Origin of the sequence: Thermochromatium tepidum ATCC 43061 (assembly GCF_009664085.1) — a bacterium.
GTDB lineage: Bacteria > Pseudomonadota > Gammaproteobacteria > Chromatiales > Chromatiaceae > Thermochromatium > Thermochromatium tepidum.
In genome coordinates this window covers 2,709,188-2,725,313 of the sequence record NZ_CP039268.1, presented here as the reverse complement: position 1 = coordinate 2,725,313, position 16,126 = coordinate 2,709,188, and the positions used below count along the sequence as shown (strand labels likewise).

Annotated in this window: 12 protein-coding genes; 3 read left to right on the top strand and 9 right to left on the bottom strand. The window is 64.7% G+C overall.

Features of this window, described 5'->3' with window-relative positions; all coding sequences use genetic code 11:
- The first annotated feature begins 106 nt into the window (after positions 1–106).
- Positions 107–2,362, top strand: a complete 2,256-nt coding sequence (locus E6P07_RS12620; protein WP_153975932.1) for a DUF1631 domain-containing protein — start codon at positions 107–109, stop codon at positions 2,360–2,362.
- Here E6P07_RS12620 and E6P07_RS12615 read toward each other — a convergent pair.
- The 5 genes from E6P07_RS12615 to hypB form a co-directional block, all read right to left on the bottom strand.
- The gene (locus E6P07_RS12615; protein WP_246172854.1) at positions 2,319–3,335 is read right to left on the bottom strand and encodes an NAD-dependent epimerase/dehydratase family protein; all 1,017 of its coding nucleotides are present in this window, start codon (positions 3,333–3,335) and stop codon (positions 2,319–2,321) included. The genes E6P07_RS12620 and E6P07_RS12615 overlap by 44 nt on opposite strands.
- Positions 3,336–3,349: 14 nt before the next feature.
- The gene (locus tag E6P07_RS12610) at positions 3,350–4,252 is read right to left on the bottom strand and encodes a glycosyltransferase family 2 protein (RefSeq protein WP_153975930.1); all 903 of its coding nucleotides are present in this window, start codon (positions 4,250–4,252) and stop codon (positions 3,350–3,352) included.
- Positions 4,249–6,285 carry a glycosyltransferase gene (locus tag E6P07_RS12605; RefSeq protein ID WP_153975929.1) on the bottom strand — a complete coding sequence of 679 codons (2,037 nt, stop codon included), beginning with the start codon at positions 6,283–6,285 and terminating at the stop codon, positions 4,249–4,251. Before E6P07_RS12605 ends, E6P07_RS12610 begins: the two co-directional genes overlap by 4 nt.
- A 167-nt stretch (positions 6,286–6,452) precedes the next feature.
- Positions 6,453–6,944, bottom strand: coding sequence for a hypothetical protein (locus E6P07_RS12600; protein WP_153975928.1), 492 nt, complete (start codon positions 6,942–6,944; stop codon positions 6,453–6,455).
- Between the two features lie 99 nt (positions 6,945–7,043).
- Complete coding sequence (hypB, locus tag E6P07_RS12595) at positions 7,044–7,922, bottom strand: hydrogenase nickel incorporation protein HypB (RefSeq protein ID WP_153975927.1); 879 nt, start codon at positions 7,920–7,922, stop codon at positions 7,044–7,046.
- Positions 7,923–8,155: 233 nt separating this feature from the next.
- Between hypB and E6P07_RS12590 the strand changes: the two genes are divergently transcribed.
- Both E6P07_RS12590 and E6P07_RS12585 read left to right on the top strand, forming a co-directional pair.
- Positions 8,156–10,297, top strand: coding sequence for a glycosyltransferase (locus E6P07_RS12590; RefSeq protein ID WP_153975926.1), 2,142 nt, complete (start codon positions 8,156–8,158; stop codon positions 10,295–10,297).
- Positions 10,294–11,286, top strand: a complete 993-nt coding sequence (locus E6P07_RS12585) for a glycosyltransferase family 2 protein (protein WP_153975925.1) — start codon at positions 10,294–10,296, stop codon at positions 11,284–11,286. Before E6P07_RS12590 ends, E6P07_RS12585 begins: the two co-directional genes overlap by 4 nt.
- A gap of 15 nt (positions 11,287–11,301) precedes the next feature.
- Here the strand turns inward: E6P07_RS12585 and E6P07_RS12580 are convergent, their stop codons facing one another.
- From E6P07_RS12580 to dxs, 4 genes are all read right to left on the bottom strand, one after another.
- Positions 11,302–12,042: an OmpA family protein gene (locus E6P07_RS12580; protein ID WP_153975924.1), complete on the bottom strand. Its 741-nt coding sequence runs from the start codon at positions 12,040–12,042 to the stop codon at positions 11,302–11,304.
- A complete protein-coding gene (locus tag E6P07_RS12575) occupies positions 12,039–13,142 on the bottom strand; it encodes a hypothetical protein (protein ID WP_153975923.1) in 1,104 nt (367 codons plus the stop codon). The genes E6P07_RS12580 and E6P07_RS12575 overlap by 4 nt, the downstream gene beginning before the upstream one ends.
- Positions 13,143–13,424: 282 nt before the next feature.
- Entirely contained in the window at positions 13,425–14,201 is a 777-nt protein-coding gene (gene gloB, locus E6P07_RS12570) for a hydroxyacylglutathione hydrolase (RefSeq protein ID WP_153975922.1), read from the bottom strand.
- 4 nt (positions 14,202–14,205) lie between these two features.
- Entirely contained in the window at positions 14,206–16,110 is a 1,905-nt protein-coding gene (dxs, locus tag E6P07_RS12565; protein ID WP_153975921.1) for a 1-deoxy-D-xylulose-5-phosphate synthase, read from the bottom strand.
- Between the last annotated feature and the right edge of the window lie 16 nt (positions 16,111–16,126).

Below are 16,126 nucleotides of genomic sequence, written 5' to 3'. Positions count from 1 at the left end.
GTGTCAGCTCCATTTAGACGTTGGGGCGTCCGGCCATCCTCGATCCATCTTCTAGACCCTTAAAACTCGTGACACGATTTATTACCAAGGGTTTGCGTCCTTTGTCATGATCAAACAACCCAACTCGAATGTCATCCCCTTTGGGGCGCGGGAGGCCAGCTCCCCCGATGTCAGACGGGCTGAGACCGTATCCATTCTCGAGACCTGTCGAGAGCGTCTGATCGATACGGTGCTGGCTGTCTTCACGCGCCACGTCGGACGCGCGAACGATGAATTGTTCGATATGATGGATCAAGCAGTTGATCAGGGTCTGCGTCAGCTGTGTTTCGACGCTGTATCTCTGCTTGCCAATCGCACGCCTCTGTTGTTGCAGCGTTTCCGCGCAGCCTATGTGGAGCGCTTCAATGAGGCCATCGAATGCCTGGGACGCCCGGATGCACCCATGCCGACCAGAGTGCCCGAGGAACTCAAGCTGGTCGACGAAGAAGACTTTGAAGTCGATCTGGCGCTCTCCAAGCTGACGACGCGGGCGTCCTTCAACTGTGCCCAACCTCTGTTGGCGCTCGATCGACGTCTGGCGGTCTTGTTGAATGGGGCGCGCATCACGCCGGAAGACAATCCCCTGCACCCGATCACCCTCTATCGCGCCTTGTTCCAGGCACTCACCAGCCTGGATGCCAGCCGTGAGCTGGCGATCTTTCTGATGCAGGTGTTCGAGCGCCAGACATCGGCCGAACTTCCCGAGATCTACAACGAGATCAATCGTTATCTGATCGAGTCTGGGATCCTGCCCAAGATCCCACTGAGTGGACCGCAAACAACCGCTGTCCAGTCAAACCTTGCAGGTTCGACGTCCGCGCCAAGGGGGCCGGCCACAGACACGGCGATGTCAAGCGGACCGCCGCTCCCGCCCGCTGATATCTTTGCGCGCTTGGTCAGTTTGTTACAGCCGCCCCCCGGCTATCCGGTGTTGCCGCCTACTGTCGCCGGATCTGCCGTGTCTGCCGCGGTTGCTGACAGTACGCTCACACCATTCGAGCACGAGCGACTGATGCAGACGCTGAGCAGTCTGCAACGCGGACCCCTGATTCCAGGGGCGGCACCGGGTCTGGGGATGGCGCCCCTTGACCCCTGGGCCAGCAATGCCATCGCTCAATTGCGCGCCACACCCATGGCCAAGGGATCGCCCCGGCTGGATGCCATGACGATCGACATCGTGGCCATGCTTTTCGAGGCGATCTTCGATGATCCCGATCTACCGGCGGCAGTGCGCGCCGAAATCGCCAAGCTCCAGATTCCGGTGTTGAAGGTCGCCCTGCTCGACAAGGGATTCTTTTCCGATCGCCAACATCCGGCGCGGCGTCTGCTCGATCTCATCGCCCAAGCAGGACTTGGACGAGGAGAAGACGAGCAGCCGAGGTTTTTGGACATGATTCGCTCGGTCGTCACGAGCGTGATCGAGGGATTCGAGTCCGATATCGGGATCCTGGCCGAGCAGGTCCAGAGACTCGAAGCCTTTCTGGCCGAGGAGGAGACTCAGTCGCGTGACCGTGCCGTCGGACTGGTCGCCGGACTTGCACGACGCGAGCGCCAGGATCTGGCCGCCACCCATGTCGCCGCCGAGGTCCAAAGGCGCGTCACCCGTCCCGGGGTTCCGGGGTTGATTGTGGAGTTTCTGGAGCGCGGCTGGAGTCAGGTGCTAAGCGAGATCTTCGTGCGCCAGGGACCGACGGACGCGGAATGGACCCAAGCGATCCAGCTCATGGATGATCTGATCTGGAGCCTGGAGCCAAAGATCCATCCAGCGGATCGTGAGCGTTTCATCGGTCTGCTACCGCGCCTGATCCAGGGATTGCGTTCGGGACTGGCGCGCCTGGGTCAGGAAGCGGCGTGGAGTGAGTTCTTCAATGTGCTCATCCAGCGTCATGTGGCGGCCTTACGGGGAGAAGGTGCCGTGACGAGCGAGGTGGCGTCGTCGCCGTCTTCAACCGCACGTCCGACACCTGAGCCCACAGTGACGCCGCCGTCCAGGCCGACGCCTCCCGGTCGTCCCGGCACGCTGCCGGACGACGACCCCCATCTCAAACTGGTGCGGGCGCTTGAGCCTGGGGCCTGGATCGAGTTCCAAACGGAACGAGGAACCCGCCATACCCTGCGCTTGAACTGGGTGAGCGAATTCAAGGGCGTCTATCTCTTCACCAATCGTCAGGGCGAGAACGCCATGACCCTGGCTGCTGCGAGTCTGGCGGCGCATCTGCGCAAGGGAACCGCGCGTCTGCTCAGCCAGAATCCACTGACCGAACGCGCCGTGACACGGCTCATGGAGCGGGTCCAGTCTCCAGTCGCTGCGCCAGGCGCTTGATCTCATCCTCCAGCCCATGTCGAGGCGCAAACCCCAGTGCCCTGAGCGCACTGGAGTCGTACCAGGCATCGTCCATCAGTTTTGAAAGCGTCTCGCGCGTCAGCGGCATCCGGCGCCCGAGCCTGTGCTCGGCCAGCGTGCCAGCGAATGCGACGCCTCGCAGCACCCACAGCGGCACAGTCCAGTGCGGGATGGGACGCCCCAGCGCCGACAGGGTCCGCTCATAGATCCAGCGGGTCGAATAGGTCCGGCCATCGGTGGCGATATAGGTCTGATCGCCGGTCTCTGGGTGACGTATGATCAAGAGCGCGGCGGCGATCGCGTCATCGACATGGATCGCCGAGCGCCGATTGTCGAGACGCGGCCAGGGTGGGAAGCGTCCAGCGGCCACGGCCTCGACCAGGCGGGCGAGGTTGCCGGCGCCGTCGAGCCCATAGACCATCGGCAGGCGCATCACGCTCGCCTTGATCCCACGCGCCCGGCCGAAGGCCAGAAGCTGCCGCTCGGCGGCCAGCTTGGCCCGGCCATAGAGACAGTCCGGCTCCGGAGGCATGGCGGCGCTGGCCGGACGACCGAGCGAACCTGCCTGATCTCCCATCGCCTTGACGGTGCTCACATAGATCAACCGCTCGATCGGTGCCTCGGCGAGTGCCACCGCCAGATTGACCGTGCCCTCGGCGGTCACGCGCCAGTGCCCGGGGGCGTTGTAGAGATCCGGCTCCTCGGGACGCGGGGTATAGCTGGCCAGATGAAAGAGGGTCTGGATCCCGGCACCGAGACCGGCGAGCGTCTCGGCCTCGGTCAGATCGCCCACATGGACCCCAACCCGGTGGTTTGGCCACAGCCGTCGCACCGACGCGGGGGCGCGGGTCAGGACGGTCACCGGATGTCCGCTGGCGAGCAGGGCAGAGACCAGACGACGCCCGACCTGGCCGGTCGCCCCGGTGACCAGGACGGGGCCGAGTTCTGACACCTGTGTCCTGTTCGTCATCGACGGCCCCCGGATCCGAGCCAGATCGCAACCGCCCTGAGTCCGAAGTGAGCCCAGATGCCGAGGATCACGAGCCAGCCGAACAGTCGCGAATGGCGTTGCATCTGATGCTTGCGAAAGAAGCGCACCATACCGCGATGCTTGTGGCGCTCGACGGCCAGTGGATCGCCGGTGCTACAGGCCCCCTTATGATGGGTGACACTGACGTCCGGCACGAACAGGATCTTCAAACCTGCCTCGTGGAAGCGCACGAACCAGTCGAGATCCTCGCAATGCAGGAAATAGCCCGCGTCGAGCGGGCCGACCCGTTCCAGGGCTCGGCGGGTCGTCAGCATGAAGGCGCCGGAGATCGCCTCGACCTCGACCGGCGCGGTCGGTCGTGGCTGATGGCGTTGGTCCAGACACCGCCCGGACGCCGAGCGGCTCAAACGATCCAGGCGCAGGATCCGCCGCAGCGCGATCCAGGGATCGGGAATGGCGCGGCGACAGGCGACCTGTTCGCTCCCGTCCGGATCGAGCACCAGGCACCCGATCATCCCCACATCGGGACGGGCGTCGAAATAGTGGATCAGACGCTCGAGCGTATCCGGCGCGATCAGGCAATCGGGATTGAGGAACAACAGCCGCTCGGCACGTGCCAGGGACAGTGCCCGGTTGTTGGCAGCGGCGAAACCGAGATTGGCGCCGTTCTCCAGGATCCGCAGGCGCGCGTCTCGGCCATGGACCCGTCTCAGCCGCTCCAGGCTCTCGTCGCTTGACCCGTTGTCGCTGACGATGACCTCGACCGCAACGCTGGAGTCAAGCGCGGCACCCACCGCCTCCGTGAGCCATGGACCGGCGTTATAGTTGACCAGGATCACGCTGACGGACGGAATAGACAGGGAATCAAGATCGGTCAAGGGCTAAACTCCGGAACGAGTGCCGCGCGCACGGCCCGCTCGGCCGCCGCGAAACTAAAATGCGCCTCCATCACCGCCAGGCCGCCCGCAGACAGCCGCCGCCAGAGCGCAGGATCCAGATGCAGACGGATCACGGCCTCGACCATGGCCTCGGGCGTGTCGGCGACCAGGACGGACTCGCCATCGACCAGGTGCATCCCCTCGATCGCCAAGCGGGTGGCAACGACCGGCAAGCCGTAGGCGAGACTCTGATTGATCTTGCCCTTGACCCCAGCGCCATAGCGCAGCGGCGCCACCGAGAGCTTGCAAGCGGCGAAAAAGGGCGCGACGTCCGGCACATGGCCTAGCACATCGACGCCGGTCGTGTCCCCGGCCCGCGTCAGTACCTCGTCCGGTGGATCTGAGCCTATGACCTTGAGCCGGATCCCGGGCAGACGCGCGCGCAGTCGTGGCATGACCTCGTCGCAGAAGAAGAGCACGGCGTCGCGATTGGGCGGATGCGAGAAGGCACCGATAAAGAGCAGATCGCGCCTTGCCTCGGGCGGGTTGGCCGAGCCGAAGATCTGGTGGATATTGGAGATCACACGCACATTGACGTCCGGCGCCTCCACGGCCAGCAAGTCGCGCTCGGCCTCGCTCACCACCAGGGTCAGATCAGCCTGACGCATCAATTCCAATTCCTGACGCTTGCGCGCCTCGGCGAGCAGGCGCGTGCCCCGGTCGCCGCGCAGTTCGGCAAGCCGCTGTTCACGCAGGAAGTGCAGGTCAACCGTGTCGAAGACGATCCGCGCCCGCGTGCAGTGGCGCCGCGCGGCACCCATGACCTGGGCGGCGGCATCAGCCCGGCTCAGGATCACGAGATCATAGCGCGCACCTTCGTCGGCTAGATGTCGGCTGATCGAGCGCACATGGGGGCGATAGAGCACCTCGACCCCCTGACGTTGCAGGTCGGCGACATAGGGCTGAGGGGCTTCCAGATTGGCGGCGGCGAATGTCACCTGATAGCCAAGTCCCTGAAGGATGCGAAACAGGTTGAGCATGCGCAATGAGCCGGACTCGCGGTCGGGCGTGACCATGTAGCTGTCGACCACCAGCACGCGCCTCAGCACCCCCTCGGATCCGATCTGCGCCCGGGGGACAAGTCCAGGGTTCGGCTTAAGCCGGGGCTCGTCGATGGATCCGAACCGGACCACACGCGAGAGCGGCTGACAGTAGACCCGCCATCCCTGGGCGCGTGCGCGGCAGGCCAGGTCGGTCGCCAGGTCATCGGCCTCGATCAGGGTCGGGTCGAAACCGTCCAGACGTTGGAACAGCTCGGCGCGGATCGCGAGCGCGGCGGGTGAACAGGCATCGACCGCGCGCCGGTAGCCGTGGGCGGGCTGGTCTGGGTCGCCCAGCCGGCCTAGCCGATGGATGGATCCATCTGGATCGATCCGACGCCCGATCTCGCGCTGGCGTCCATCGGGGTAGAGCAGACGGCAGCCGAGGATGCCGGCGTCGGGCGTCTCCGCGAAGCTCTGTGCCAGCACGTCCAGCCAGCCGGGCTGGACCTGGGTGTCGTCGCTCAGAAAGACAATGAACTCGCCGCGGGCCGCACGTGCCCCCTGGTCGAGCACGGCGGCGAGTCCGGAGGCGTTCGTCGCCTGGATCAGGCGCGTGCCTGGATAGCGTGCCAGTTGGCGCGTTCGATCATCGACCGTCCCGGCGACCAGCACGACCTCGAACGCGGTCCGGGTCTCGGCACCGGCGAGCGCCGCAAGACAATGATGGATGGACCGCAGCGATCGCTGGATCGCGATGACGACCGAGATGCGCGGTTCGGCATGACGCGGAAAGGCGATAGGGTCAAAGGGTTCTTTGAGCGCGAGCAGGATCGGTGGTCCCCCGGACGCCAACGGACGGATATTCAGCCGCCGACGTAGCTTACGCAGCAGAACAACCACCCCCTCGGTGCGCAGCACATGGAGCATCCGCGGCAGGTAGCGCAGGGCGATCTCAAGGAGACTCGTGGACTGGGCGCGCACGATAGTCATTCAGGGCGAGTCGTCCAAGGCGCTGGTTGAACCCGGTGTGGCGTACTGAAACATGCGAGGTCAGGGGGCGATCCCAACCGTGCCACTCGGAGCCCAGCGCCTGTTCTCGTGACCGGGTATGGACCGACGAGGACGGCTCGGTGTTCCGGGCATGGTTGGAACGCGGATCAGTATTGATTCATGGGTCTGAAGGAGGAGGGCGCCGGCCATTCGGACGTCTGCGGTTTAGGCTGATCCTGCTTTTGGCGCGACTCTAGCGCCTCGATTCGACGCTTGAGCGCCTCGACCTCACCCGGATCGACCCTGGACTGAGTCGGCGTCGATTGTGCCGGTGTTGTCGTGGGCGCTGGGGGCGCGGCGGTCCCATAGCCGGCAGACGGCACGACAAATCCTGGTGCGCCATAGGGCAGACCATAGGGGGTGCCATAGACGCCTGGATAACCATAGCCGCTGTAAGGGCCGGGACCATAGGGTCCACCACCCCAGTAGGGATCGTCATAGCGGTCGTTGTAACGGTCGCCGCCACCGAACCAGCGGTTTGGATTCATCATATCGCCGAAATTAAAGGCCTGGCCTACAGGTGCATAGGCCAGGATGGCGGCTGCGGCGCTCAAGGCTGGGATGGAGAGGGCGTGTTTGCGTTGTACGGACACTGACATGAATCCTCCAGATCGGGCTTTATGGTTTTTTCGGTCATCCTGACGCGATACCTCGGCGATAGGCGCCGCTCGTCTGACATCCGTGATTGGATAAGCCGATCAGCCGTGTGTGGGTGATGGCTCATGGTGGTGATGATCCTGGTATCTGGGGACGGAGGTGCCTGTCGGATCCGAGCGGTGTTCGCCCTCGTGCCGCCGACCCGGACGGATCGCGCCCTGGGTTTCTAGCCGCGCGCCTTGGACCCGCCATTCGTCGCGTAGCCAGTGTAACCAGGGTTCCAGGTGCGCGCGCGAGCGCACTGAGACGCACGCGAAAGGCGCCGTGCTGGCAAGCGCGCGCAGATGATGCTCGGCGCGTTTTGGATCGAACTCAGGCATCAACGGAAGTAGATCGGACTTGGAGCAGAGCACCAGGTCGGCCGCACGGAACATGACCGGATACTTCGCCGGTTTGTCGTCGCCTTCGGGGACCGACAGCAGAATGACGTTCAGGTGCTGACCCAGATCGAAGCTGGCCGGGCACACCAAATTGCCGACGTTCTCGATGAAAAGCAAGTCGATACCGTCAAGATCCAGTCGGTGGAGTGCCTCGTGGATCATGTGGGCATCGAGATGGCAGGCGCTGCCGGTGGTGATCTGAATCGCCAAAACGCCCTTGGCACGGATGCGCGCGGCGTCGTTCTCGGTTGCAAGATCGCCCTCGATGACCGCCACGCGCAGCTCCTGGCCGAGCGCCTCAATGGTCGCCTCCAGCAGACTGGTCTTGCCGGCGCCGGGCGAGGACATGAGATTCACCGCCAGCACACCGTGATGATCCAGATGTTCGCGATTGTGAGCGGCCTGATGATCGTTCTCTGAGAGCAGACCCTGGAGCACTGCGACGGCGGACTTACCGTCGGCGGTGTGGGCGTGACGCCCGTCGCCCTGGATCAGATGTTCGTTACTGGAAGTGATGTTGCAGCCACAGGTATTGCACATGAAGAGTCTCCCTGCCAGACAAAGGGCCAGTGTACGCCATCACGCAAGCGAGGGTTAGCCCCTTTGTGACGCCCCCTGAGCGGCGGATCGATGCACGCGCTGCGTCATCACTGGCGTTTCGTTGCGATTCTAGGCAGACTTCACACCACCATTGGCAGGCCTGTTTCGACGATCAGATGCGTATTTAAGAGTCTCTCCATGTCTTTCAAAGCTGTGCGATTGTCCGACGCGACATGAGTCCGATCGATCTGTTGCGTCAGCTCTGGCGCGCCCTGCCCATCGATATCCACTGGCGTCGGCGCATCAAACACTGGCTATTGCAAGGACCGCTCGCGGCTCTCGGGTCGCGTCGGATGGCCGTGCTCGATGTACCGGCCTGGGACGGTGACTGGCGCGTCCTGCTGCCGCCGCTCGATGAGCCGGCCGACCGGCTGCTCGTCATCGACTGGAAACCGCCGACGCCCGATCTCGACTCCGGGTCCTATCGTCTGCGCCTGATTCTGGATCTGTTGCTGGAGTCGGGCGTGGCGGTCGACTTCATCGGCGATTGCGAGGCCGAGCGCCCGGACTATGCCGAGGCGCTGCGCGCACGCGGCATTCGAACCCTGATCGGTCCGACGGCGGCGCTCGAGCATCTGGTCGCCCAGGGGCATCGGTACAAGCAGGTCTGGATCTCGCGTCCTGAGTTCGCCGAGGTCTATCTGGCGCCGGTGCGGGCGTATGCCCCCCAGGCGATGGTCATCTATGACACGGTCGATCTGCACTGGGTGCGGTTTGAACGCGGCGCCGCCTTCGCCGCCGATCCAACCGAGCTGTTGGAACGCGCGCATCGGTATCGCCGGCTCGAACTGGCCAATGCGCGCGCGGCCGATCGCGTCGTCGCCATCACCGAGGACGAGCGCGCGCGTCTGCTCCAGGAAGATCCGAGGCTCGACGTGCACGTATTGCCAAACGTCCATCCGGTCGTCGACCGGGCCGCGCCCCTGAATGGACGGCGTGATTTGTTCTTCATCGGCGGCTTTCAGCACGAACCCAATGTCGATGCCATGCTTTATTTCGCTGCCGAGATCCTGCCGCTGGTGCGCGCCGAGTTGCCTGAGGTGCGACTGCGCATCGTCGGCAGCCAGATGCCCGAGTCGATCCGCCGACTGGCCTCACCCGCCATCGAGGTGGTCGGCTATGTGGCGCAGGTCGAGCCCTACTTTGACCAAGCGCGGGTCTTCGTCGCGCCCCTACGGCATGGTGCCGGCATGAAGGGCAAGATCGGCCAGAGTCTGAGCCAGGGGTTGCCGGTGGTCACGACGTCGATCGGTGCCGAAGGAATGGGTCTGACGCACGAGCAAGACGCCCTGATCGCCGAAGATCCGGCGGACTTCGCGGCGGCGGTCACGCGGCTCTATCGCGACGAGACGCTGTGGGCGCGTCTCTCCGAGTCGGGTCTGGCGCTGATGCGGGCGCGCTATTCGATGCCCGTGGTGGCCGAGCGCCTGCGCGCGCTGCTGACTGAATCGCCGCCCGAGCCGGTCTCAGGTTCCGTGCCCGGTGTTGGAACCGGCGGTCAACCAGGCTCCGTCGCACGTTGGAGCCGCGAGGAGGGGGCGCAGAGGGCGAGCCTGCCGCCTCGTGAGACTGACCGCCGTATCCTGATCCTGGGCGTCTATCTGCCGGGGATCGCCAACCATGCCGCGATGATTTCACGCGAATTGCTCGGTTCGCACGATTGGGAGATCGATCTGTATTGGGCATCGGTCGGCCCCAAGGGCGACGAGCCGCCCGCGCCCCAGTTGGAGTCCTTGACGCGACTGCACAGCCCGGAGCGCCTGCCCAAGTTCGTGCTGCTCAACCGGCTGCTCGCCGAGATCGAGATCGAGCGCTATCGCTATCTGATGGTGGTTGACGACGACATCGAGCTACCGCCAGGCTTCGTCGATCGCTTTCTCGCCATTCAGGAGGCGCGCGACTTCACCTTAGCCCAGCCGGCGCGCACTCATGACAGCTATACCGATCATCCATTCGTCAATCAGCTCCCGGGCGTTGAGTCACGCCGCACCCGCTTCGTCGAGATCGGGCCGCTGTTCTCGCTACGCCGCGACGGGTTCGCGGCACTCCTGCCGTTCGACGAGGAGGCGCCCATGGGCTGGGGGCTGGACTTCGTCTGGCCCATCCTCCTTGGGGCCCAGGGCCTTTGGCTCGGCATCGTCGATGCCGTGCCGGTTCGACATGCCCTGCGCAAGCCGGTCAGCACCTACGACTACACCCAGACCCAGGACGCCATGCGGGCGTTTTTAGCCCGCCATCCACATCTGAGCCTGTCTGAGGCCTGCATCGCCGACCTGACCTACCCACTGACCGGTCCGACCACGAGCGCCCCATGAGCCGGACTCCCCTGATCAGCGCCATCCTCTGCACCTACAATCGCGCGCCTCTGCTGGCGCGGGCGCTCGGCGCGCTCTGTGCCCAGACGCTCGGCCCGGAACAGTTCGAGGTCGTGCTCATCGACGACGGATCGAGCGACGACACCGCTCAGGTCGCCGCGACCTTCGCACCACTGCTCGATCTCCGTTACGTCCGCCAGCCGAACTCGGGCCTGGCGGCGGCCAAGAACCATGGCGTCTGCCTGGCGCGTGCGCCGATCTTAGTCTTTCTCGACGATGACGACGTGCTCGACAGCCGCGGCCTGGAGCGGCACTGGCTGAGCCATCGACGCTATCCTCAAACCGAGGTCGCGGTGCTCGGCTATACGGGTCTGGGATACGAACAAGCGCGCTCGCCACTGATGCGCTATATCACGGGCGTAGGCTGTCAGCTGTTTCATTACCCCGCGCTCAAGGACGGTCAGGAGCTGGATTTTTCATTCTTCTGGGGCGGACGTTCGTCCTGCAAGCGCGCCCTGCTCCTTGAGCACGGTCTGTTCGATCCGGTGTTCCGCTTCGGCGCCGAGGATATCGAACTCGCCTTTCGGCTGCGCGCGGCCGGCCTGCGCGTGCGCTACGATGCCCAGGCGATCAGCACCATGATCCGCACCCTGAGCGTCGATGATTTTGCATGCCGCTGTATCCTGCAGGGGCGATCAAACTGGATCTTCTATCAGCGCCACCCGAACACACTGGTGCGCGCCTGGACCCAGGTCGATGGGGTCGAGGACGAGTGGGCTCGCATCGCACCTCATTATGAACGCCTGCTTGCAAGCGCGCGCGGACTCGACCGCTGGGCCAACGCACGTCTCGAACAGGATCTGGAACTCGACCCGCGTTTCATCCAACTTCTGCATCGCGCCTATGCCGCGCTCTTTCGCGCCGCCCGGATCAAGGGGACGGTCGAGCGGATGCACGAGGAGAGACAGGCCGAGTCCGATCGTCCTTGATCGTCACACCCCTCTCTATCGGCGCCATGCATCGGATTCCAGCCGAATCGGCTCGAGCAGACGCGACTCGAAGTTGGTCAGGACACTGAACTCGACCCGGCGCGAGGCAGCGGTATCCTCGTGCCCAGACGCATCCAGTACCGGACGCGAGGACGAGAGCCCAACCGCCGCAACCCGCTCCCGGAACCAGTCCTTACCCTTGATCAGGTCGATCCCATAGGCGAATCGCAACACGGCCTGGGTGCGCTGTTGGCTCAGTTCCATGTTGAGAAAATAGGCCTCCAGCGGCGGGGTACCCGCCTTCCATTCGCTTGACGTGTGGCCCTCGATCCGGATCTCGCGGATGACGTCGCGGAAGGGTTCGAGCTGGGCGACATAGCGTGGCAAGAAGTCGTTCAGGATCGCCTCGAATTCGGGCTTGATGCGCGCCGAGTTGCGATCGAACAGGATGTCTGGTTCGCGAAAACGTAGGGTCAGGGTGCGCTCGACCAGCTCGGCATTCCAACGCGGCAGATCGTGGCGAAACTCACGTTCCAGTGCCGAGTAGATGGCCTGACGCGACTCGGCGGCGGTGACACGCACCTCGGTCTCGGCCTGATGCAGCCGTTCGACCTGGACCATGTGCAACACGGCCAGGAACAGAAAGATCATCATCAGGGTGGCCATGAGGTCCGAGACCGTCAGCCAGTGGCCCTCGTCCTCCGCTGGAATCGCGGCGCTCAATGCGTTCGACCAGGGGTTTGGGATCGTCTTCATGCCGAGGCCCTCGCGAGATCCAGATGGCCGGCGCCGAAGCGCGCGGCGGGCAGCGGCGAGGCCGTGCCCCCAAGCCGTCCGATGCGCTGCTGGGCCTCCAGCCCCGAGAGCACCGCGCCCTCGATGGTCTCCAGCATGGTCCTTAGCCGCTGATCGATGGCCGGAAAGGCCTCCTTGGCCCGTTCACGCAATTCGGCCACAGCGCCGAGCAGCGACTCCAGTTCCAGGGTCTCGCGCTTGAGCGCCTGCATGATCGATCGCTGATCCTCGACCTGGGTCGTGATCTGGCTGGCCTGCTGCGTGAGTGTCTGGAGACTGGTCTGTGAACGCTCGACCCCAGCGACGGCCAGCTCGAGTTGTGCCCCCAGGGCGTCCATGTGGTCGCGGTACTGCGCCTGCCACTCCAACAGCTTGCCGATCGAGGCGTCGAGATGACTGAAGTTCTCGCCGAACTGGGCGGCGAGTTGGTTGTTGAAGTCCTGGATGACAGAGGCGAGCGCGGCTATGAGCTGGCGCGAACCCAGTTCGCTCAGTTGGTCGGCGAAGTCCCGGAACGCAGCCAGTTGCGCCTCGTGTTGCCGCTCCAGGGTCTGGATCAGGTGCAGGTCCATCCGCGCAAGCTGTTCGCCAAGCTGACGGGTGGTGGTAAGCTGGGCGTCGGCGAGCTGGATCTGGAGCCTGAACAGGGCCATCGGGTCGCTGGCATCGAGCGTCGCTGCGTTCGCACGTCCACTGGTGGTTGCGGCGGCGTCACGCTTGAGCACCTGCGTCAGGCGCAGTGCGGTCGCAAGCAGGATACCGACGATACTGGTAATGAAGGCAAGCCTTAGCCCCTCCAGCAGGAGCGGGATGCTGTCTTCGATCCGGCTGGCGTCGAAGTCCAGCAACCCGATGGCGATGCCGAGAAAGGTCCCCAGGATGCCGAGTGTGGTCAGCAACGTCGGGGTCGCTTGATGGAAGGCCGCCGCGCGTCGGGTCAGGGTGGCGGCGAGGGCGAGTGAGAAGAGCATGACCATGAGCAGCACGAACAGACCCGTGACCAGGTTCGAATCCAGATGCTCCAGGATCAGGACGACGACATCGGCGATCGACTCGAACATGATGAACCTCGATTGAGTGGTGGTGGCGCGCCGGCGGTCAGCCGCAGCGTCTTTGAGATCTCAAAAGCATAATTCGAGCCAATTCTATGACGCCGGGTGCCTGGTCCAGGCCCGGCAGAGGTTGCCGGGCCGTCATGCCCGGCGTCGGGCGCCGAGGGGCGTGGAGAGCGTCAATGGATCGACGCCTTAGGTGGAGGTCCCTTGGGATTCCGTCTGGCAGGGCCGCCCAATCGCACTTGGTTCGCCGTAGATCGAGCCCCTGATCGCCGCGGGGCGGACGTCTCAGTCGTAGTGCTCGTCCTTCCAGCGTCTGAGGGCGGTGAACACCTCGGCGCTCGTGGTCAGCCGGCGTCCAACCTGGCGCTCGGCGGCGGCGATGACGCTGGGTTCGCGGGTGCGCAGAAAGGGGTTGGTGGCGCGTTCCAGATCCAGACGCGAGGGGACGGTCGGTTGGCCACTGGAGCGCAGGAATTGAACCTGGCGCACGCGCTCGACTAGAGCCGGGCTGTTGGGTTCAACCCAGGTGGCAAACCCGAGATTGGACTGGGTGTATTCGTGCGCACAATGGCAGAGCGTCTCATCTGGCAGGGCGGCGATCCGTTCTAGCGAGCGGGCGAGCTGCTCGAAGCTGCCGTCGAAGACCCGTCCACAACCGGCTCCGAACAGGGTGTCGCCGCAGAACAGCCGTCCAGCGCCGAGATAGGCGATGTGGCTCGCGGTGTGGCCCGGGACCTCCAGCACCTGGAACACCGTATCGAGCCCCGCCGGGGCGAAGGTCTCGCCCTCGCGCCGAGGCCGGGTGAGGGCGCGGATGCGATCGTCGTCCGGGCCATTGACCTCCAGTTCAGGGAAGGCGGCGAGCAGGTCCTCCAGCCCGCCGATGTGATCATAGTGATGATGCGTGATCAGTACCGCAGTCAGGGTCAGCCGTTCGTCGCTCAATCGTTTCAGCACCGGCTCGGCATCGCCCGGATCGACCACGACGGCCTTTCCTGTCCCTTCGGTCAGGAGCCAGATGTAGTTGTCCTCGAAGGCCGGGATCGGTTGGACCTCGAGCATGGTCTCAGTCCCCCTGTTCGTGCCGTGCGAGCTCGGCGCCCAGGCTGGCGATGATGCCCGGCGTATCCAACCCGACCTCGGCGAGCTGTTCGTGGTGCTCGGCCTGATCGACATAGCGATCGGGGAGCCCCAGATGCAGACAGCGCTTGACCACCCCGTGTGCCGACAGCAATTCGGCCACGCCACTACCCGCCCCGCCGGCGATCGCGTTTTCCTCTAGGGTCACCAGGAGCTCGTGACGGGCGGCCAGATCCAGGATCAGGGCCTCATCGAGCGGCTTGACGAAGCGCATGTCGGCGACCGTGGCATCGAAGACCGCGGCGGCCTCCAGCGCGGCCTGGACCAGGGGGCCAAAGGCGAGCAGCGCCAGCCGCGATCCCTCGCGCAGGATCTTGCCCTTGCCGATCGGCAGCGCCGGGGCCTGGGGGTCGATGGCCACCCCCGGACCGGTGCCGCGCGGATAACGCACCAGCGCCGGTCCCGGATATTCATAGGCCGTCTTGAGCATCCGTCGGCATTCGTTCTCGTTGGAGGGCGCCAGGATCACCAGGTTCGGGATCGGACGGCAGAAGCTCAGATCGAAGCTGCCGGCATGGGTGGCACCGTCCGGCCCGACCAGTCCAGCGCGATCGACAGCGAAGGTCACATCCAGGTTCTGGAGCGCCACGTCATGCACGAGCTGGTCATAGGCGCGTTGCAGAAAGCTCGAATAGATGGCGACCACGGGCTTGAGTCCCTCGCAGGCCAGGCCTGCCGCCAGGGTGACGGCGTGCTGCTCGGCAATACCGACGTCGAAATAGCGCTCGGGGAAGCGCTTGGAGAAGGCCGTCAGACCCGAGCCTTCGCACATGGCGGGGGTGATGCCGACCAGACGCGGATCGGATGCAGCCGTGTCGTGCAGCCAGCCACCGAAGATCTGGGTATAGGTCGGTCCCGCACCCTTGGAACTGAGGATCTGTCCGGTCTTATGATCAAAGGGGGCGACGCCGTGATAGATCACCGGCTGACCCTCGGCCGGCTCGAAGCCGCGTCCCTTCTTGGTGACGACGTGCAACAGCCGCTGTCCCGGCATGTCGCGGATGTTGCGCAGGGTGCGCAGCAGTCCATCCAGGTCGTGCCCATCGACCGGGCCGATGTAATTGAATCCCAGCTCTTCGAAGAGGGTGCTGGGCATCAGCATCCCCTTCATGTGTTCCTCCCAGCGCCCAACCAACTGGCGCAGCTGCGGCATCCCGGCGAGTGCCTGTTTGCTGCCCTCGCGCACACTGGTGTAGAGCTTGCCCGAGAGCAGGCGTGCCAGATGGTTGCTGATCGCCCCCACCGGTGGCGAGATCGACATCTTGTTGTCATTGAGGATCACCACCAGGTCGATGTCCATCGAACCGGCGTGATTGAGCGCCTCGAAGGCCATGCCGGCACCCAGCGCCCCGTCACCGATGATGGCGACCACGGCGCGCCGTTCGCCTTTTTGCTTGGCCGCGAGCGCCATCCCGAGCGCGGCACCGATCGAGGTGCTGGAGTGTCCGACACCGAAGGCGTCGTACTCGCTCTCGCTGCGCTTGGGGAAGCCCGAGAGTCCGCCCTTCTGGCGCAGGGTGCACATGCGAGCGCGCCGTCCGGTGAGGATCTTGTGCGGATAGGCCTGATGGCCGACGTCCCACACCAGCCGGTCGTGCGGGGTGTTGAAGACATAGTGCAATCCGATCGTCAGCTCCACCACACCGAGCCCGGCCGCGAGGTGTCCGCCGGTCTTGGAGACGCATTCGATCAAAAAGGAACGCAGCTCGCTGGCGAGTTCGGGCAGCTGGTCCTCGGACAGGGCGCGCAGGTCGACTGGGCTGTCGATCGAGTCCAAGAGCGGACGTCGGGGTGAGCCGACGCCGGAATCGGTCAGGGTGCGATGTGGCATGGTCTCTGGCGGCTAT